The organism is Luteimonas composti, from assembly GCF_042678665.1.
GTDB lineage: Bacteria > Pseudomonadota > Gammaproteobacteria > Xanthomonadales > Xanthomonadaceae > Luteimonas > Luteimonas composti.
On record NZ_JBHTKU010000001.1, the window covers coordinates 310971 to 330342 of the forward strand.

The window sequence follows — 19372 nt, forward strand, 5'->3', positions numbered from 1 at the left end:
GCGCGGTTCGATCCACGACTTGAAATCCGGGGTCGTGCACCATAATCGATCCCGACGACCGGCGCCCGACGACGCCGGCCCTGGAAGACCACCCATGTTCAAGCGCATCACCCTGTTCCTGCTCACCAATCTCGCGGTGCTGGCCCTGGTCAGCATCGTCATGTCGATCTTCGGCGTGAACCCGTCCACCTTCGGCGGACTGCTGGTCATGGCCGCGCTGTTCGGCTTCGGCGGCTCGCTGATCTCGCTGTTGATGTCGAAGTGGACCGCCAAGCGCTTCAGCGGCGCGCATGTCATCGAACAGCCGCGCAACGAGGTCGAGCGCTGGCTGGTGGATACGGTCCGCCGCCAGGCCGATGCGGCCGGCATCGGCATGCCCGAGGTGGCCATCTACGACGCGCCGGAGATCAACGCCTTCGCCACCGGCGCCAACCGCAACAACGCCCTGGTGGCGGTCTCCACCGGCCTGCTGCGCTCGATGGACAAGGACGAGGCCGAGGCGGTGCTCGCCCACGAAGTGGCGCACGTGGCCAATGGCGACATGGTCACCATGGCCCTGCTGCAGGGCGTGCTGAATACCTTCGTGATCGTGCTGGCGCGCGTGGTCGGCCGGGTGGTCGACGGCTACCTCAATGGCGGTCGCGACAACGGCGGCGGCGGGCTCGGCTATTTCGCCGTGGTGTTCGTGCTGGACATGGTGTTCGGCCTGTTCGCCAGCATGATCGCGATGTGGTTCTCGCGCCATCGCGAGTTCCGCGCCGACGCCGGCGGCGCCGCGCTGGCGGGGCGCGAGAAGATGATCGCCGCGCTGCAGCGGCTTGCCCAGAACCAGGGCGCCAACACGCTGCCCAAGCAGATCGCGGCCTTCGGCATCAGCGGTGCGATGGGCTTCGGCCTGCGCCGCCTGCTGCTGAGCCATCCGCCGCTGGAGGAGCGCATCGCCGCCCTGCGCAACGCGCCGCCCGAGGCGCTGCGCGAAGGCATCGCGGTCTAGCGCCGCGGCCGCTGCGGCCAGGTCGGGAAGAAAGGCGCCGGGAGACCGGCGCCTTTCCTTCATGCGGAACCCGTGCCGCGCCTATTCGAAGTCGTAGTTCATCGTCGGGCCGGGCGTGGCCAGGAAGTAGCCCTGCACGTAGTCCACGCCCGAGGAGAACAGGATCGACATGCTGGCCGCGTCCTGCACGTGCTCGGCGATGGTGCGGATGCCCAGCTCGCGCGCGCGGTTGGCGATCTCGCGCACCCGGGTCTGGCTCTCGGCGCTGCGCGGCAGGTCCTCGATGAAGCTGCGGTCGATCTTGAGCAGGTTCGGCTTGAGGTGCGCCAGCAGCTGGAACGAATCCAGGCCCATGCCGAACTGCTCCAGCGACAGCCGGCAGTCGAAGCGGCCGATCGCTTCGGCGAAGGCCTGGGTGGCCTTGAGGTGGGTGAACACCTTGGCCTCGGGCAACTGCAGCACCAGGTACTCGCCCGGCACGCCATGCGCCTGCAGTTGCTGGCCGATGAACTCGGCCAGCTGCGGATCGTCCAGCGCCGCCTGGCTGACCTTGACCACCAGGGTGGTGGGCCGGTTGTCCGCCAGGCGCTGGCCGATGGCGGCGATCGCCTGGCCGAGCACCGCGCGGTCGATCTCGCCCAGCAGGTCGTGCTCCTCGGCGATCTGCAGGAAGCTGGTGGGCGCGATCAGCTGGCCGTCGCCCGGGTCCAGGCGCATCAGCGCCTCGTAGGTGGCGCCGGTGTCGCCCTGCAGGTTGATCACCGGCTGGTAGTGCAGCACGAAGCGCCCGTTGTCCAGCGCCTCGCGCAGGCGCGCCACCCAGGCGCGCACGTGCTCTTCCTCGGCGCGGTCGACCGCGGCCGGGTCGAAGACCTCGAAGCGGTTGCCGCCCACGCCGCTGGACGACTCCACGCCCTGGGCGGCCTTGGCCAGCACCTGCGAGACGCTGGCGATCTTCTCGCCGATCTGGACGCCGCCGATGCTCGGCGTGATCACGCTCGAGCGCGCCCCGATCTGGAACACGTCGGCGGCGAAGGCGGCCAGGATGCGCTCGGCCAGCGCACAGGTGCCCGCGTAGTCGCTGCCTCGCAGCAGGACCGCGAGGGTGTGCTCGGAGAAGCGGGCGGCCACCGCGCGCCCGGCCAGGTCGCCCTGCTGCAGCAACGCCTGCAGGCGCTGGCCGATCGAGGCCAGCAGCGCGTCCGCCGCCTCCAGGCCGATGTCCTGCAGCAGCCGGTGGTAGTGGTCGGGCTCGATCATCAGCAGGCCGTGCTGGCCGTTGTTCTGGCCGGCGTCGTCCACCGCGTCCTCGAGCGAGCGCAGGAAGGTCGGGCGGTTGAGCAGGCCGGTGACCTGGTCGCGCTGGCGCAGTTCCTCGAGTTCCTGGGCCAGTTCGGGATCGAACTCCTGGCGGCGGAACACCACCTGCAGGCAGGCTTCGCCCTCGTACTGCGCCTGGGTGAACTCCATCGAGGCGGGGAAGGCGTTGCCCTCCAGGTCGCGCGCCTCGACCTCGTAGCGCGGCGGCGGCGCCTCGCCCTTGGCCATCGACTTGAGCAGCTGCTTGAAGCCCTCGACGTGCTGCGGGGCGATCATGTCAAGCAGCGACATGCCCTCGATGTCCTCGAAGTCCCCGTAGCCGAACATCTCCAGGTAGGCGGCGTTGGCGCGGATGTGCATGCCTTCGTGGATGTAGGCGATCGGGTCGCGCGAGGACTCGATCAGCGAATCGCAGCGGCGCTCGGTCTCGCGGACCCGCGCCTCCAGCCGGCGCTGCGCGCGGCGGGCGTCGAGGTCGGCCCACTCGTTGCGCACCTGCGACAGCACCTGCTGCGGGCGGTGGCGGACCGCCACGGCGCGCGCGCCGGCGGTCAGCGCGGCGTCGTACAGGGCCTCGTCGAGCTGGTCGGCGATGGCGACCAGAGGCAGGTCCTTGCCGCAGCTGGCCACCAGGTGCGCGGCCTCGGCGAAGGGCAGGGACTGGGCGGAAAACGCCGCCAGGACCAGGTCGGCCGGGCCGGCGAGGGCGGCGGAGAGTTCCTCGGCGCTGGCCGCGCGCACCGGGCGCACGGCGATGCCGGCGTTGCGCAGGCCGCTGACCAGCGCCTCCGCGTCCTCGACCCGATCGTCCACGATCAGCAGGCGCAAGGCGTTGTCTTGCTTCATCGACATGCGTGTCCTCCCCCGTCCGGCGCGTTATGCCACGCCGGCCCGCCTGCGTCCATCGCCGCGGACCCCATCGGGCGCTTGGATGCATCGCCGGCCACCTCGCGCACCAGCCGCGGCAGCAGGTAGCCCGGCAGCCGCGCGCGCATCGCCGCATGCAGGGCCAGCGCCTCGGCGTCCGGCACTTCGAAATGGGCCGCGCCGGCGACGCGGTCGAGCTGGTGCAGGTAGTAGGGCAGCACGCCGGCGGCGAAGCCGCGCTCGTGCAGGGCGACCTGCGCCTCGAGGCGGTCGTTGACGCCGCGCAGCAGCACCGCCTGGTTGAGCAGCGTGGCGCCGGCCGCCCGCAGCCGGCCCATCGCCGCGTCGACGGAGGCGTCGAACTCGTTGGCGTGGTTGGCGTGGACCACCACCGCCACCGGCCAGGGCAGGGCGGCCAGCCAGGCCACCAGGGCCTCGTCCACCCGCTCGGGCAGCACCACCGGCAGTCGCGTGTGGATGCGCAGGCGGCGCACGTGCGCGATGCCGGCCAGGGCGGCGGTGAGGTCGGCCAGCTTGGGCGTGGCCAGCGACAGCGGGTCGCCGCCCGACAGGATCACCTCGTGCAGCGTGTCGTCGGCCGCGATCGTCTCGACCGCGGCTCGCCAGCCGCCCGCCGCCGCGCTCTGTTCGGCATAGGGGAAGTGGCGGCGGAAGCAGTAGCGGCAGTTCACCGCGCAGCTGCCGGTGGCCACCAGCAGGGCGCGCCCGGCGTACTTGTGCAGTACGCCCTGGCCGGCCCCGGCCGCGGCATCGCCCACCGCATCGAGGTCGAAACCGGGGGCCGGGCGCAGTTCCTCGTCCAGCGGCAGCACCTGGCGCAGCAGCGGATCGTGGGGATCGCCCGGCCGCATGCGCGCGGCGAAACCCCGCGGCACGCGCAGCGCGAAGCTCGCCGCAGCCCCGTCCGAGGCGGCCAGCAGGCCCTGCAGGCCCAGCAGTTCGAGCAGCTCGCGCGGGTCGCGGATGGCCTCGCGCCATGCCTGCTGCCAGCCCTGCGGCTGCAGCCGGGTGGGGGCAGCAGTTATCATGAGCGGTCCGTATTCCTCGCCCGGCGTCGCCGGGTGTCCCGATTCCATCATTCTAGCCGCCGGCGCGCGGCCAAGCAGGAGACCCCATGGCCAGTTTGGGCATGAACGACGTCAAGAACGGCCAGAAGATCCTGGTCAACAACGAACCGGCGATCATCACCGAGACCGACTACGTCAAGCCCGGCAAGGGCCAGGCCTTCACCCGCGTGCGCTACCGCCTGATCAAGACCGGACGCGTGCAGGAAATCACCATGAAGTCGACCGACTCGGTCGAGGCCGCCGACGTCGTCGATACCGACATGCAGTACCTGTACAGCGACGGGGAATACTGGCATTTCATGAACCCGGAGAACTTCGAGCAGGTGCAGGCCGACCAGGCCGGCATGGGCGGCGCCGAGAAGTGGCTCAAGGGCGAGGAGACCTGCGTGGTCACGCTCTGGAACGGCACGCCGATCATGGTGACCCCGCCGAACTTCGTCGAACTCAAGATCACCGAGACCGACCCCGGCGTGCGCGGCGACACCTCCGGCAGCGGCGGCAAGCCGGCCACCCTGGAGACCGGCGCCGTGGTCCGCGTGCCGCTGTTCGTGGGCCAGGAGGAAGTGATCAAGGTCGACACGCGTTCGGGCGAATACGTCAGCCGCGTCAAGTAAGTCCCCGGGGGCGGCGCTGCGGGCGCCGCCTGCAGCGCCCCGCGCCGACGGCGCGGGTGTGCTGGCCAGCCCGGCACTCCTGCCGGCGTGCGGGCTGGCTGGCCTCTGGACCATGCAGGGGCACCCGCGATCGGATCGCACGCGAGGCGCATGGTCGCCATCGCACCGTCAACGCGCCGTCCGATTCGACCTGTCAGAATGTGGGCATGACGCAAACGCTCCCGCCCCAGACCTGCGACCTGTTGATCGAAGCCGGCTACGTCGTTCCCGTCGAGCCGCATGGCCTCGTCCTCGAGGACCACGCCGTCGCCGTGCGCGACGGCCGGATCCTCGCCGTGCTGCCGACCGCCGAGGCGCGCGGCCGCTTCGAGGCCCGCGAGACCGTCTCGCGTCCGGACGGCGCGCTGATCCCCGGCCTGGTCAACGCGCATACGCACAATCCGATGACCCTGCTGCGCGGGATCGCCGACGACCTGCCGCTCAAGGTCTGGCTGCAGAAGCACATCTGGCCGATCGAGGGCGCGGTGATGAGCCCGGCCTTCGTCGAGGACGGCGTGACCCTGGCCATCGCCGAGCTGCTGCGCGGCGGCGTCACCTGCGTCAACGAGAACTATTTCTTCCCCGACGTGCAGGCCGCGACCTACCGCAGGCACGGCTTCCGCGCGCGGATCGGGCTGCCGGTGATCGATTTCCCCACCGCCTGGGCGGCCAGCGACGACGAGTATTTCGACAAGGCGGGAGCCGTCCACGACCAGTGGCGCGACGATCCGCTGGTGGCCACCGCATTCGCGCCGCATGCGCCGTACACCGTGAACGACGCCAACTTCGAACGCGTGCGCATGCTCGCCGACCAGCTCGACCTGCCCGTGCACCTGCACCTGCACGAGACCGCGCAGGAGGTGGAGCAGTCGCTGAAGGAGCACGGCCAGCGCCCGATCGCGCGCCTGGACCGGCTGGGCCTGGTCAACGACCGCCTGATCGCGGTGCACATGACCCAGCTCACCGAGTCCGAGATCCACCTCTGCGCCGAGCGCGGGGTGAGCGTGGTGCACTGCCCCGAATCCAACCTCAAGCTCGCCTCGGGCTTCTGCCCGGCCTGCGCGCTCGAGCGGGCGGGCGTGAACCTGGCCATCGGCACCGACGGCGTGGCCAGCAACAACGACCTGGACATGTTCGGCGAGACCCGCACCGCCGCGATCCTGGCCAAGGCCGTGGCCGGGGATGCGGCCGCGCTCGATGCCTTCACCGCGCTGCGCGCCGCCACCCTGGGCGGGGCGAGGGCGATCGGCTTCGACCACCTGGTCGGCTCGATCGAGCCGGGCAAGCAGGCCGACCTGGCCTGCGTGGACCTGTCGGCGCTCGAGACCCAGCCGCTGCACCACGTGGTCTCGCAGCTGGTGTACGCCACCGGCCGCCACCAGGTGGACGATGTCTGGATCGCGGGCCGCGCGAAGCTGCGCGGGCGCCAGCTGGTCGACATGGATGCCGATGCGATCGTCGCCAACGCCCGCCAGTGGCGCGACAGGATCGCCGGCATCCGGGTCGGCTGAGCGGCTGCACCTGATCCTCCGCGCCGCGGGCCTCGCGGCGCAGCGCCGGCCCGGGCCGGCACCACGTCATACCGAGAACGACGCCATGAGCCCTGCCTCCGCCGCCTCCAACTTCCACCAGGCCGAACTGGACCGCTTCGCCGCCCTCGCCAACCGCTGGTGGGACCCGGGCGGCCCGCAGAAGCCGCTGCACGCGCTCAATCCCGCGCGCCTGGGTTACGTGGCCGCGCGCGCGCCGCTGGCCGGCAGCCGCGTGCTCGACGTGGGCTGCGGCGGCGGACTGCTGAGCGAGGCGATGGCCCAGGCCGGCGCGAAGGTGACCGCCCTCGACCTTGCCCCGGAACTGGTGAAGGTCGCGCGCCTGCATGCGCTGGAATCGGGCGTGGAGGTCGACTACCGGGTGCAGTCCGTCGAAGCGCTGGCGAGCGCCGAGCCGGGCAGCTTCGACGTGGTCACCTGCATGGAAATGCTCGAGCACGTCCCCGATCCGGGCGCGATCCTCGCCGCCTGCGCGACCCTGCTGCGCCCGGGCGGGCGCCTGTTCGTGTCGACCATCAACCGCACGCCCGCCGCGTTCGCGCTGGCGATCGTCGGCGCCGAATACATCGCCCGGCTGCTGCCCACCGGCACCCACCACTACAGCGAGTTCATCCGTCCCTCCGAACTCGCGGGGTGGCTGCGCGCGGCCGGCCTGGAGCTGGAGGACGTCAGCGGCCTGCGCTACGAGCCGTGGCGCAACGCGGCGCGCGTGGTGTCGCGCACCGACGTGAACTACCTGGCCTGCGCGCTCAAGGCCTGATCCATGCGCAGCGCCAACCCGCGCCGTTTCCCGCGCGGGGTCCTGTTCGACCTGGACGGGACCCTGCTCGACAGCGCCCCGGACATGCTCGCCACGGTCAACCGCATGCGCCAGGCGCGTGGCAGGGCGCCGATGACGCTCGACGCGATCCGTCCGCACGTCTCGCGCGGCGCGCGCGCGATGGCCGCGGTGGCGTTTCCCGACGTGCGGGCCGAGGACGTGCCCGGGCTCGTGCCCGAATTCCTGGCGTTCTACCGCGAGGAGCTGGGCCGGCACGGGCGTCCCTTCGACGGCATCGAAGCGATGCTGGCCGCGCTCGAGGCCGACGGGGTGCGCTGGGGCATCGTCACCAACAAGCCCGAGGGCCTGGCGCGCGACCTGCTGCCGATGCTGGGCTGGGACCGCCGCAGCGGCGTGCTGGTGGGCGGCGACAGCCTGGCCGAGCGCAAGCCCCATCCGCTGCCGCTGCTGCACGCCGCCGACGCGATCGGCATCGCGCCGGGCGACTGCGCCTACGTGGGCGACGATCGCCGCGACATCGATGCCGCGCGCGCGGCCGGAATGCCCTCGGTGGTCGCGCTCTGGGGATACCGCCTGGACGACGACGACCCCGCCGCCTGGCAGGGCGACGTGATGGTGCATGCGCCGCAGGCGCTCCTCGATCCCGCCGCCTGGCCGCTGCGCGCCTAGCGTTCAGACGCGGCCGCAGTCCCTGCCGGGCGACGCGGGCAGCGTGGGCCGGGCAGGGCGCCGGCAGGTCGCGACGACGGACGCGCGGACAGCGCCGCCTACAATGACGCGATGAACGAGTCCGATTCGCTCGACAGTTTCCTCGACAAGTGGCGTGCGCGCTGGCCGGAATGGGAGCTGCTTTCGGTCTTCGTGCCGGCGCCGCAGCGCGGGACGGTCGCGGCATGGCTGACCCTGCTGCAGGAACTGGGCGACGCGGCCTGGGCCGGCGCCGACCCGACCCCCGGGCTGGCCAAGCTGGCCTGGTGGCAGGAGGAACTCCTGGGCTGGAGCAAGGGTGCCCGCCGGCATCCGCTGGGCCAGGCCCTGCAGCGACTGGCGGCGCCCTGGGACACGCTGGGCCGCGCGCTGGCGGCGCTGCCGGCCACGCGCACGGCGGGCGAGGGCGATGGCCGGGAGGCCATCGAGCGTTTCGGCGCCGCCGTGCTCGCCTGCGAGGCGGCGCTGTTCGGAGGTGCGACGCCGGACGCGACCGCCATCGCCGCCGTGGCCGCCGACCTGCAGGCCACCCGCAGCCTGGTCCAGGGCGAGTCGGGCGCGGCAGTCGCGCCGCCCACACCCCCGGCAGGCGGGTTGAGCCGTCCGCGGCGCCTGCAGCAGGTGGCGCTGCGTGCTCGCTTGTCGCAACGCGCGCGCGGGCAGGCGCAGGCGCGCCCGGCCAGCCTGGGCCTGCTGCTGTCGGGGTGGCGCGCGGCCCGCCGCGGCTGACCACAACGCAGCGTTGCGCGGGCGCCGACGGCCGGACCGGTAAAATGCCGCGTTTCCCCCTTGCTGGACCTGCCGTGACCCAGACCCCTGCCCGGACCCTGCCCGACGTCGCCGGCGACGCCGCCCGCGCCGCCCGTGCGCTCGACTGGGTGGGCATGGACCGCATCGCCCTGCCGCTGCGCATCGACGCCGGCGACCAGGGCACGCAGCTGGTGCCGGCCTCGGTCGACGTGGCGGTGAACCTGCGCGACCCCGACGCGCGCGGCATCCACATGTCGCGCCTGTACCTGCGGCTGCAGGACGCGCTGTCGGCCGAAACGCCCGGCCACGCCATGCTGCGGCGGGTGCTGCAGGACTGCATCGAATCGCAGCAGGGCCTGTCCTCGCGCGCGCGCCTGGTGGTCCGCTACGGCCACCTGCTGCGCCGCCCGGCCCTGGCCAGCGGCTACAGCGGCTGGAAGACCTATCCGGTCGAGCTGGCGGCGGAGCTGGACAACGGGCATCTCTCGCTGGACCTGGCGTTCTCGGTCGAATATTCCAGCACCTGCCCGGCATCGGCGGCGCTGTCGCGGCAGCTGAACGCGCAGCGCTTCGCCGAGGATTTCGCGGGCTCCTCGCCGCTCACGACGATGACCGTGCACGACTGGCTGGCCTCGCCGCGCGGGCTGGCCGCCACGCCGCACGCTCAGCGCAGCCGCGCGGACATCCGCCTGCGCCTGCGTCCGGCGTTCGACGCGGTCCCGCTGGCCGAACTGGTCGACGCGATCGAGGCTGCGCTGGGCACGCCGGTGCAGACCGCGGTCAAGCGCGAGGACGAGCAGGCCTTCGCCGCGCTCAACGCCGCCAACCTGATGTTCTGCGAAGACGCCGCCCGCCGCGTTGCCGCGGCGCTGCAGGCCGATGCGCGGATCGAGCGCTTCGATGCGACCGTCTCGCATTTCGAGAGTCTTCACGCCCACGACGCCGTGGCCCGGGTCAGCTCCGGGCGCTGAAGCGGCGCAAACCGATGCCCTTCGCCGCGGCGTTGGGCTAGGATCGCGCCATGGGGGATCCGGGGTTTCATCGGAGGTGGCGCAGCTGGATGCTGTGCCTGCTGTTGCTGTGTCCGTCGCTGGCGGCCGCGGCAGAGCTGGTCGTGCGCGAGTTGCGCGACGACCCGCCAGCGGCCGAAGTGCTGGCCGGCCTGCACGATGCGCGGCTGCTGCCGCCCGAGCCGCAGCCGATGCTCCGCCAGCCCGCGCGCGAAGCGCAGTGGTGGCGGATCGAGGCCAGGCAGCCGGTTCCGGCCGATGACGCCCCGCAGCTGGTGATGCGCTCGCCGTTCCTGTACCGGGTCGAGGCCTGGCCGCCGGGCGCGCGGGCGCCAACCCGGCATTCGCTCTACGGCGAACACGCCGACGACCGCTATTCGCATCGCGCGCTGGTGATCGCGCTGCCCGGGGGCATTCCCGCGGGACAGGCGGTCTGGCTGCGGGTGGAGTACCGCTCGACCATGGCCTCGCCGCTGTCGGTGGAACCGCTCGACCAGGTCCATCGCGAGGACATGGTATTCATGGCCTGGCGCAGCCTGGTCCTGACCTGCCTGGCGGTCCTGGCGGTCCTGGGGCTGGCGTTCTGGGGCGGGACCGGCGAGCGCAGCTACGGCTATTTCAGCGCGATGCTGGTCTGCGCCATCGGCTACCTCGCGTCGATCAGCGGCGACCTGCGCTGGATGCCGGGGGCCGAAACGCTGTTCGGCAGCGGCCCGCAGGCCAACCGCATCATCGCCTGCCTGGGCGTGATGTTCAGCAACCTGTTCCAGGGCAGCTACCTCGACCTGCGGCGCAAGTCGCCGCTGTTCGACCGGCTGCTGCACGCGGGCACCGCGATCGCCGTGCTCGGCGTGATGCTCTCGCTGGGCAGCGGGCCGCTGCCGGCCAGGGTCGGCAACCTCGCGCTGCTGTACTCGGCGCTGGTGCTGCTGCTGGCCAGCGGCTGGCTGGCGCTGCGCGGCGAGCGCGCGGCGCGCGTGGTGCTGGTCTCCTGGAGCGCGCTGATGGTGTTCTGCGTGCTGGCCGCGGCGCACATGATGGGGCTGTGGGACGGGCCCAGCTGGCTCGGCCAGGGGCTGGCCGGCGCGTTCGCGCTCGCCAGCCTGCTGCTGGCGCTGGGCCTGTCGGACAAGCTGCTGCAGCTGCGCCGCGATCGCGACCACGCCAGTCGCCAGGCCACCATCGATCCGGTCACCAAGACCTTCAACCGCCACGGTATCGAGGAACGCCTGTTCCAGGCCGTCGAGCGCGCCCGCGCCCGCGACGAGCCTCTGTCGATCGCCTTCGTCGACGTGGACCGGTTCAAGGAAATCAACGACCGCCACGGCCACAGCATCGGCGACCAGTGCCTGCGCATCGTCTCCTGGCGGCTGCGCAACCAGCTGCGTCGCCAGGACGGGCTGGGCCGCTATGGCGGCGACGAATTCCTGGTGGTGCTGCCGGGGCACGATGCCCGCTCGGCCGGGCGGATCGCCGAACGCATGCGCGTCTCGGTGAACTGCCGGCCGCTGTCGATGCCCGACGCCAGCATCCCGGTCACCCTGAGCATCGGCGTTGCCGAACTGGGTCCGGGCGAATCGATGTCGAGCCTGTTCGAGCGCGCCGATACCGCGCTGTACGCCAGCAAGTCGGCCGGTCGCGACCGTGCGACCGCGGCCGCTCCACCCGAAGGGCTCTGGACCACCTGACCGACAAGGACCCGCCATGGACACGCCAGCCGATCCCGCCACCGCGCCCCTGCTGCCCGCCGACGACCTGCGGACCGGCGACGTCCTGCTGATGCTGGGCGAGGGCCCCTTGTCGGAGCTGATCGCCTGGGCCAGCGACGGACCCTACAGCCATGCCGCGCTGGTGGCGGACGGGGGCGACCTGATCGAGGCCGCGACCGCCGGCGTGCGCCGCTATCCGCTCGCCACGCGCCTGGCCGACCAGGCCAACTACCACTACATCGACGCGATGCGGATGCACGCGCCGCAGGGTCCGCTCGATCCGGCCGACGGCGCCGCCGTCCTGGCGAAGGCGGTCGCCCTGCTCGGCACGCCGTACCCGATCGACCAGCTCGCGCTGTTCGGCGCGATCATGGCCGTGCGCGGCAAGTGGCCCGAGCATCCCTGGGGACGCCTGCTGGTGCGCGTGGCGCTCGACCATGCCCTGCCGCAGGACACCGGTCGCATGGTCTGCAGCGAGGTGGTCTACCGCGCCTATGCCGAGTGCGCGGCGGCGCCGGAGGGCCGACTGGCGCCGGTGATCGTGGTGGGGCCGCGCGGCACCGCGCCGTTCCCCGACATCGACTGGAAGGCCCTGTTCGACGAGATGTGGCCGCTGCTCCATCCCGAAGGCCAGGCGCGCCTGCAGCCGGCCAGGCTGCGGCTCAACGCCCTGCGCAGCGGCGAACTGGATGCGCTGCACGCCCAGACCGACGTTGTGCCCGAGATCGCCGATGAAGAACTGGAGTCGGCCCGGCAGAGGGTGCTCGGCCAGGCCGGGCTGGCGGCCGTCGCAGCAGCCGGCGAAGCGGTCGTGCCTGATGGGGACGACACCGTGGTGCCCAACCCCAATCCGCGCCTGGTGTCGCCGCAGGACCTCGCAGCCTCGCCGAGCCTGTCGCTGCTGGGACGGCTGATGCAGCGCGTCGGCAGGACGGCTGGCTAGGCGCTCCCGACGTTCGTCCCGGATTCGTCGGGGACCAGTGCATCGCTTCGCTCCGTGCATCGGCGCAATCCCCGGCGGACGGTCCGTTCCGCGCTCGAACAAGGTGCCAGCCGCTGCCTCAGCCCCGTTCCGATGGAACGCGTCGCCAGCGACGCACCTGCGGAACAGCGTCGGGGCAAAGCGGTCAGTTGCCGCGTTCGAGCACCAGCTGCGGATCGATCCGGACGTCGAACCAGCTCATCCCCCAGTGCAGGTGCGGCCCGGTCGACCGGCCCGTCGAACCCACCGCGGCGATCGCCTGGCCCTGTTCGACCCGGTCGCCGACCTGCACGTCGATACGCGACAGATGCAGGAAGTTGCTGCTGATGCCGTGGCCGTGGTCGATCAGCAGGGTGCCGCCGGTGAGATAGAGGTCCGGGTCGGCGAAGGTGACGATCCCCGCCGCAGGCGCGCGCACCGGCGTGCCGGCGGGCGCGGCGATGTCCATGCCCGAGTGCGGCGCGCCGGCCTTTCCGTTGTAGACGCGGGCGCGGCCGAAGCGCCCGCTGATCCGGCCTTCGACCGGACGCAGGAACGGTCTGGCGAAATCGGCGCGCGCATCGTCGCGCACCCGCGCCTCGGCCACGCGGGCCTGTTCGCGGCGGATGCGTTCGGCGATCGCGGGCGGCGGGTCCACCGTCCTGGGCGGCACCCCGTTGACGCGCTGCACCGGCCAGTCGCGCGCGTCCACGACGATGCTGGCGCGTTCGCGGCTGCCGTCGGGGCGGGTCACCTGCACCTGCAGCGGACCGCGTTCGTCGCGACCGACGCCAAACACCACGCTGCCGTAGCCGGTGGTGCGCAGCCGGCGCCCCGCGTACTCCACCACGCTCCCCGGCGGCACCTTGCCGATCACCATCGCGCCCTGCTGCACGCGCGGCGGAAACACCACGCGGCTGTCGCTCGGCGCCTGCGCCACCGCCAGGCCCGCCGCGCACAGCAGCGCGGCCAGGCACCACGACAGGCGGCGCATCAGCGGGCGAATTCCAGGCGGCGGCCCTGCGCGGTCCCTTCCAGCGCCTCTCCATTCCAGGCCAACATGCCGTTGACCCAGGTCGAGGCGATGCGCGAACGGAAGGTGGTGCCCTCGAAGGGCGACCAGCCGCACTTGGACAGCACCTGCTCGCGGCGCACGGTGAAGGGCGTGTCCTCGACCAGCACCAGGTCGGCGTAGTAGCCCTCGCGCAGGAAGCCGCGCTCCTTCACGTCGAACAGCTGCGCCGGGGCGTGGGCGAACTTCTGCACCACCCGCGCGGTGTCGAAATGCCCCTCGTGCACGCATTCGAGCGCCGCGACCAGGGCGAACTGCACCAGCGGCAGGCCGCTGGGCGCGCGCACGTAGGGCTGCTGCTTCTCCTCCCAGGTATGCGGCGCGTGGTCGGTGGCCAGCACGTCGATCACGTCGTCGGCCAGCGCGGCCAGCAGCGCCGCGCGGTCGGAGGCGTCCTTGATCGCCGGATTGCACTTGATCTGGTGGCCCAGGCGCGCGTAGTCGGCGCGGTCGAAGCGCAGGAAGTGGATGCAGGTTTCGGCGGTGATGCGCTTGCGGCTGCCGTCGGCGCGGATCATCGGGCCGCGTTCGAACAGCGCCAGCTCGTCGGCGGTGGAGATGTGCAGCACGTGCAGGCGGGTGTCGTGGCGGCGCGCCAGCTCCAGCGCCAGGCGCGTGGACTTGATGCAGGCCTCGCGCGAGCGGATGTCGGGATGGCAGGCGGCGGGGATGTCGTCGCCGTACTTCGCCCGGTACCCGGCCAGGATCGCGTCGATGGTCGGCGTGTCCTCGCAGTGGGTGATGATCGGCACCGGGGTGTCGCGGAAGATCGCGTCCAGCGTCTCGGGGTCGTCGACCAGCATGTTGCCGGTCGAGGCGCCCATGAACACCTTCAGGCCGGGGGTGGCCTTCGGATCGATCCCCCGCACCGCCTCGAGGTTGTCGTTGCTGGCCCCGAAATAGAAACCGTAGTTGGCGCGGGCCCGGCCCGCGGCGCGCGCGTACTTGTCCTCCAGCGCCTCGCCGGTCAGCGTCGGCGGGCTGGTGTTGGGCATGTCCATGAAGCTGGTCAGGCCGCCGGCCACGGCCGCGGCCGATTCGCTGGCGATGTCGGCCTTGTGCTCCAGCCCCGGCTCGCGGAAGTGCACCTGGTCGTCGATCATGCCCGGCAGCAGGCGGCGGCCGGCGGCGTCGACCACGGTCTCGCCGGCGCGCGCGGACAGGCCGCTGCCGATTTCAGCGATGCGGTCGCCCGCGATGCGCAGGTCGCCGTCGAACTCCCGGCCCTCGTTGACCAGGCGGGCGTTGACGATCAGGGTGTCGGACATTCAGCCGTTTCCATGGGTCTTGGGCGGCACCGGATCGAGGCCGCCGGGGTGGAATGGGTGGCAGCGGGCGATCCGCCGGGCGGCCAGCCAGCCGCCGCGCAGCGCGCCGAAGCGCCCGATCGCCTCCATCGCGTACTCCGAGCAGGTCGGCGCGAAGCGGCAGCGCGGGCCAAGCATGGGGCTGATGAAGCGCTTGTAGCCGCGCAGCAGGGCGATGAGCAGGCGTTCGATCACGGCGTGGGGTGGAAAACTCCGGCGCGGTTGCCGCTGCCGCCGGGGCAGGGTATAACACCCCGCTTTTCCCGTCCAAGGGAATCCAGAGGGATCGCATCAAGTGGCAGTCAAGAAGTCGGCGAAGAAGCCCGTGAAGCCCGCGAAAACGGCCAAGACCAGCGCCAGCAAGGCCAAGCCCGCCGCCAAGGCGGTGAAGAAGGCGTCGGCGAAGAAGGCGGTGGCCAAGCCCGCCGCCAAGAAGGCGGTGGCGAAGAAGGCGCCGGCCAAGAAGGTCGCGGCGAAGAAGGCCGCTCCGGCCAAGGCCGCCAAGCCCGCACCCGCGAAGAAGCCTGCTGCCAAGGCGGCCCCTGCACCGGGGAAGAAGGCCGCCAAGCCGGTCGCCAAGAAGGCTGCGGCGCCTGCGGTGAAGACCGCGCCCGCCAAGCCCGCGCCCGCGCCGAAGAAGGCTGAAGCCAAGGCCGCGGCGCCGGCCACCAAGGCGGAAACGAAGAAGGCCAAGGCGCCCGCGCCCGCCGCGCAGCAGCCCGCCAAGGCCTCGCCGGCCCGCGTCAGCAATGGCCCGCGCGTGCAGGGCAAGGTGGCGGTGGCCGTCACCACGCGCTCCTCGGCCCCCGCGCCCAAGGCCAAGGTGAAGGTCGTGCCCTACGAGACCGATCCGGAGTCCGGCCGCCCGATCCTGCCCCCGGGCTACAAGCCGGACGCGGACGAGGAGTACATGAATCCGCTGCAGCTGGAGTACTTCCGCCAGAAGCTGCTCGCGCGCCGCGAGGAACTGGTCGAGGAATCGCGCCAGACCATCGAGAACCTCAAGGACGAAGTGCGCGACGTCGGCGACGAGGCCGAGCGCGCCAGCCGCGAGACCGAGAACGCCCTGGAGCTGCGCACCCGCGACCGCTACCGCAAGCTGATCAACAAGATCGAGAGCATCATCCGCCGCGTCGACGAGGGCGATTACGGCTACTGCGTCGATACCGGCGAGGAGATCGGCCTCGATCGCCTCGAGGCGCGCCCGCAGGCCGAACGCACCATCGACGCGCAGGAGCGCTGGGAGCACCTGCAGAAGCAGATGGGCGACTGAAGCTTTCTAAAGAAAAAACCCCGCTCCGGCGGGGTTTTTTCTGTCCGCGCAGGCGCCGCTAGCGGAGCTGGCCCAGGTGCAGCCCGCGCAGCCTGGGCGCGCGCCAGGCGGTGACGGCGGCCACGCCCATGGTGACGCAGCCGCCGAGCACCACGGCCGGCACCAGCCCCAGCACCCGTGCCATCGAGCCGGCGTAGAACGCGCCGATCTCGTTGGAGGAACCGACGAACAGGCCGTTGATCGACGACACCCGTCCGCGCATGTGGTCGGGCGTGGCCAGCTGCATGATGGTCGAGCGCATCACCACCGACACGCCGTCGCACAGGCCCGACAGCAGCAGGAAGAAGGCCGAGAGCCAGAAACTCGCGGACAGCCCGAACCCGATCATGCACAGCCCGAAGCCGGCCACCGCCAGCAGCAGCACGCGGCCGGCGTTGCGGTCCATCGGGTGCCGCGCCAGCCAGACTCCCATCGCCACCGCGCCCAGCGCGGGCGCGGCGCGCAGGATGCCGAGGCCCTCGGGTCCGTAATCGAGGATCTCCTGGATGAAGGCGGGCGCCAGCGAGATCGCCCCGCCGAACATCACCGCGAACATGTCCAGCGCCAGCGCGCCCAGCAGCACCTGGTGGCCGAACACGAAGCGCGCACCCTCGGCGATGCTGGCGAAGATCGGCGCGCGCTGCAGCTGCGGCGCCGGTTCGCTCACCCGCAGGCGCAGCATCGCCACCGCCGCGCAGGCGGCGAACACCGCGGCGACCGCGTAAGACGCCGGCTTGCCGGCCCAGCCGATCAGGAAGCCGCCGACCGCCGGCCCGCTCACCAGCGCCGACTGGTACACGATGCTGCCCAGGCTGGCACCGCGCACGTACTGTTCGCGCGGCAGCACCCGCGCGAACAGCGCGTTGTAGACCGGCCCGAGGAAGGCGCGTACGCAGCCGGTCAGGGCAATGGCCCCGTAGATCGCCAGGGTGCCGCCCGGCGTCCACCAGCCGCTGGCGATGGTGGCCAGGAGCAGCGGCGTGATCGCCAGTGCGCAGGCTGCCAGCGCACCCAGCCTGCGGCGCGGCAGGATGTCGACCAGGTAACCTGCGAACGGCGCCACGCAGAAGTACGGCAGCACCTCGGCCAGGCCGATCAGGCCTAGCATCCACGGATCGCGGGTGAGTTCGTAGACGTGCCAGCCCACCGTCACCGCGACCATCTGGTAGGACAGGATCGTGAAGATCCGGAACGCCATCAGCCGCCTGAACTCGCGGTTGCGCAGCGGCGCCGCGCGGCTGTCGGCAAACGCGGTGGCCGGGCGCGGTGTCACCCCAGCGCGCGCTGCGCGGTCTCGCGGATGAAGGCCAGCAGCGAGGCCAGCCCGTTGCTGCGGGTGGGCGACAGGTGCCTGGCCAGGCCGATGTCGGCGATGTAGCTCGCGTCGGTGTCGATGATCTCGCGCGCGCTGCGCCCGGAGTACACGCGCAGCGCCAGGAAGATCAGGCCCGAGACGATGGCCGAATCGCTGGCGGCCGCGAAATCCAGGCGCGAGGCATCGCCCGACGGGACGATCCACACCATCGACTGGCAGCCGAGCAGGCGGTGCTCCTCGATGCGCAGTTCATCCGGGAACGCAGGCAGCTTGCGGCCCAGGTCGATCAGGTACTGGTAGCGCTCGGACCAGTCGCCGAAGAAGGCGAATTCCTCGCGGATCGCGGCCTGGGCCTCGGCGGCGGTGGGTTCGAGCGGGAAGGGCGTGTCGTTCACTGGGGTCCTGTCTGGGCGCCTGCCGGCGGGCCGGGAGGGGTGGGGGCGGTCGCGTGGGAAGCTCCGGCAGCGGCCTGGCCGGGCCTGCGGCCTGCCGATGCCATCGCTGGACGCAGGATGGGGCAGCACGTGCGAAGACGATGCGTGCGGGCTTCAGGCACGCTTCCAGCGCGCGCCCTGCGGCGTGTCCTCGAGCAGGATGCCCTCGGCCGCGAGCTGGTCGCGGATCGCGTCGGCGCGGGCGAAATCCCGCGACTTCTTGGCCGCCGCACGTTCGTCGACCAGGGCCTGGATGCGTGCATCGTCCTCGCCGGAGGCGCCGCGCGCGAACCACGCTTGCGGATCCTGCTGGAGCAGCCCCAGCGCAAGGCCCGCGCCGAGCAGCTCGGCCTTCAGGCGCGCGCGGTCGGCCTGGCCTTGCGCCTTGCGCGCCTCGGCGGCGATGCGGGCCAGTTCGGCCAGCGCCGCGGGCGTGTTGAGGTCGTCGTCGAGCGCCAGGTCCACGCCCGCCGGGATGGCGGCCGTGGCCTCCACGTCGGCGAGGTCGCGCAGCGTGCCGTACAGCCGGTCGAGCGTGCGCACGCTCTGTTCGATCAACCCGTCCGACCAGTCCAGCGGCTGGCGGTAGTGCGCCGACAGCAGCGCGTAGCGCAGCGCCTCGGGCGGATGCTGGCGGACCAGGTCGTGCACCTTCTCGATATTGCCGACGGACTTGGACATCTTCGCGCCCGACAGCGTCAGCATGCCGTTGTGCAGCCAGGTGCGGGCGAACACGCGTCCGCCGTGCGCGCACTCGCTCTGCGCCACCTCGTTCTCGTGGTGCGGGAACTGCAGGTCGACGCCGCCGGCGTGGATGTCGATGGTCTCGCCCAGGTGGGTGGCCGCCATTGCCGAGCATTCGATGTGCCAGCCCGGTCGGCCGCGGCCCCAGGGCGAGTCCCAGCCGGGCAGCGTCTCGTCCGATGGCTTCCACAGCACGAAGTCGCCCGGATTGCGCTTGTACGGCGCCACTTCCACGCGCGCGCCGGCGAGCATGTCGTCCGGATCGCGGCGCGACAGCCTGCCATAGCCGGGGAAGGTGTCGACCGCGAACAGCACGTGGCCCTCGGCGGCGTAGGCGTGCCCGGCCTCGACCAGGCGCTGGATCATCTCGATCATCTGCGCGATGTGCGCGGTCGCGGCCGGCTCGAGGTCGGGCGCGTAGGCGCCTTCCACGCCCAGCGCGGCCATGTCCTCGCGGTAGGCGGCGGCGAATCGGTCGGTGATCGTCGCGATCGGCACGCCCTGCTCGCGCGCGGCGGCGTTGATCTTGTCGTCGACGTCGGTGATGTTGCGCGCGTAGCGCAGGGCGCCGTGCCGGCGGCGGAGCAGGGCCGCCAGCACGCCGAACACCACCGGCCCGCGCGCATTGCCGATATGCACGTAGTTGTAGACCGTGGGCCCGCACAGGTACATGGTCGGGCAGGCAGGGTCGAGCGGCGCGAAGGCTTCGACCTGGCGGGTCAGGCTGTTGTACAGGCGCAGGGACATCGGCACGCGGCGGGCGAAAGCAGGCGATTCTAGAGCGTACGCGCGCCAGC

The 19372-nt window shown here is 71.9% G+C and carries 17 protein-coding genes and 1 pseudogene; 10 read left to right on the forward strand and 8 right to left on the reverse strand.

Features of this window, described 5'->3' with window-relative positions; genetic code table 11:
- Positions 1–94 precede the first annotated feature (94 nt).
- A complete protein-coding gene (gene htpX / locus ACFQ2D_RS01430) occupies positions 95–994 on the forward strand; it encodes a protease HtpX (protein WP_280941824.1) in 900 nt (299 codons plus the stop codon).
- A gap of 81 nt (positions 995–1075) precedes the next feature.
- Here htpX and ACFQ2D_RS01435 read toward each other — a convergent pair whose 3' ends face one another.
- Together ACFQ2D_RS01435 and epmB are read right to left on the reverse strand one after the other, a co-directional pair.
- The gene (locus ACFQ2D_RS01435) at positions 1076–3166 is read right to left on the reverse strand and encodes a bifunctional diguanylate cyclase/phosphodiesterase (RefSeq protein ID WP_280941825.1); all 2091 of its coding nucleotides are present in this window, start codon (positions 3164–3166) and stop codon (positions 1076–1078) included.
- Between the two features lie 65 nt (positions 3167–3231).
- Positions 3232–4230, reverse strand: a pseudogene (gene epmB / locus ACFQ2D_RS01440) (EF-P beta-lysylation protein EpmB); the annotation flags it as partial.
- Positions 4231–4316: 86 nt separating this feature from the next.
- Between epmB and efp the strand changes: the two are divergent.
- The 8 genes from efp to ACFQ2D_RS01480 all read left to right on the forward strand — a co-directional run bounded on the left by efp (position 4317) and on the right by ACFQ2D_RS01480 (position 12373).
- Positions 4317–4883: an elongation factor P gene (efp, locus tag ACFQ2D_RS01445; RefSeq protein ID WP_280941826.1), complete on the forward strand. Its 567-nt coding sequence runs from the start codon at positions 4317–4319 to the stop codon at positions 4881–4883.
- Between the two features lie 206 nt (positions 4884–5089).
- Positions 5090–6433, forward strand: a complete 1344-nt coding sequence (locus ACFQ2D_RS01450) for a TRZ/ATZ family hydrolase (protein ID WP_280941827.1) — start codon at positions 5090–5092, stop codon at positions 6431–6433.
- A gap of 85 nt (positions 6434–6518) precedes the next feature.
- The gene (ubiG, locus tag ACFQ2D_RS01455; protein WP_280941828.1) at positions 6519–7232 is read left to right on the forward strand and encodes a bifunctional 2-polyprenyl-6-hydroxyphenol methylase/3-demethylubiquinol 3-O-methyltransferase UbiG; all 714 of its coding nucleotides are present in this window, start codon (positions 6519–6521) and stop codon (positions 7230–7232) included.
- 3 nt (positions 7233–7235) lie between these two features.
- Positions 7236–7922 carry a phosphoglycolate phosphatase gene (locus ACFQ2D_RS01460; RefSeq protein ID WP_280941829.1) on the forward strand — a complete coding sequence of 229 codons (687 nt, stop codon included), beginning with the start codon at positions 7236–7238 and terminating at the stop codon, positions 7920–7922.
- A gap of 111 nt (positions 7923–8033) precedes the next feature.
- Positions 8034–8690 carry a phytoene/squalene synthase family protein gene (locus ACFQ2D_RS01465; protein ID WP_280941830.1) on the forward strand — a complete coding sequence of 219 codons (657 nt, stop codon included), beginning with the start codon at positions 8034–8036 and terminating at the stop codon, positions 8688–8690.
- 74 nt (positions 8691–8764) lie between these two features.
- On the forward strand, positions 8765–9682 hold the full coding sequence (gene folE2, locus ACFQ2D_RS01470; RefSeq protein ID WP_280941831.1) for a GTP cyclohydrolase FolE2: 918 nt from the start codon (positions 8765–8767) through the stop codon (positions 9680–9682).
- An 89-nt stretch (positions 9683–9771) separates the two neighbouring features.
- Entirely contained in the window at positions 9772–11409 is a 1638-nt protein-coding gene (locus ACFQ2D_RS01475; protein ID WP_280941832.1) for a sensor domain-containing diguanylate cyclase, read from the forward strand.
- Between the two features lie 16 nt (positions 11410–11425).
- A complete protein-coding gene (locus ACFQ2D_RS01480; protein ID WP_280941833.1) occupies positions 11426–12373 on the forward strand; it encodes a hypothetical protein in 948 nt (315 codons plus the stop codon).
- 184 nt (positions 12374–12557) lie between these two features.
- Here ACFQ2D_RS01480 and ACFQ2D_RS01485 read toward each other — a convergent pair whose 3' ends face one another.
- From ACFQ2D_RS01485 to yidD, 3 genes are read right to left on the reverse strand one after another with little or no spacing between them, the layout of a single operon-like run.
- Complete coding sequence (locus ACFQ2D_RS01485) at positions 12558–13385, reverse strand: M23 family metallopeptidase (protein WP_280941834.1); 828 nt, start codon at positions 13383–13385, stop codon at positions 12558–12560.
- Complete coding sequence (locus tag ACFQ2D_RS01490) at positions 13385–14731, reverse strand: dihydroorotase (RefSeq protein WP_280941835.1); 1347 nt, start codon at positions 14729–14731, stop codon at positions 13385–13387. The genes ACFQ2D_RS01485 and ACFQ2D_RS01490 overlap by 1 nt, the downstream gene beginning before the upstream one ends.
- On the reverse strand, positions 14732–14908 hold the full coding sequence (gene yidD, locus ACFQ2D_RS01495) for a membrane protein insertion efficiency factor YidD (RefSeq protein WP_280942048.1): 177 nt from the start codon (positions 14906–14908) through the stop codon (positions 14732–14734). It abuts the gene before it with no gap.
- Between the two features lie 157 nt (positions 14909–15065).
- Between yidD and dksA the strand changes: the two genes are divergently transcribed.
- Positions 15066–16043, forward strand: a complete 978-nt coding sequence (gene dksA / locus ACFQ2D_RS01500) for an RNA polymerase-binding protein DksA (RefSeq protein WP_280941836.1) — start codon at positions 15066–15068, stop codon at positions 16041–16043.
- A 58-nt stretch (positions 16044–16101) separates the two neighbouring features.
- On the opposite strand, the gene ACFQ2D_RS01505 is transcribed toward dksA, so the two are convergent.
- From ACFQ2D_RS01505 to cysS, 3 genes are all read right to left on the reverse strand, one after another.
- Entirely contained in the window at positions 16102–17280 is a 1179-nt protein-coding gene (locus ACFQ2D_RS01505; protein ID WP_386795542.1) for an MFS transporter, read from the reverse strand.
- Between the two features lie 71 nt (positions 17281–17351).
- Positions 17352–17792 (reverse strand): SufE family protein, encoded by a 441-nt coding sequence (locus ACFQ2D_RS01510; RefSeq protein ID WP_280941837.1) that lies wholly within the window; start codon positions 17790–17792, stop codon positions 17352–17354.
- A 153-nt stretch (positions 17793–17945) separates the two neighbouring features.
- Positions 17946–19322: a cysteine--tRNA ligase gene (gene cysS / locus ACFQ2D_RS01515; protein ID WP_280941838.1), complete on the reverse strand. Its 1377-nt coding sequence runs from the start codon at positions 19320–19322 to the stop codon at positions 17946–17948.
- Positions 19323–19372: the final 50 nt, after the last annotated feature.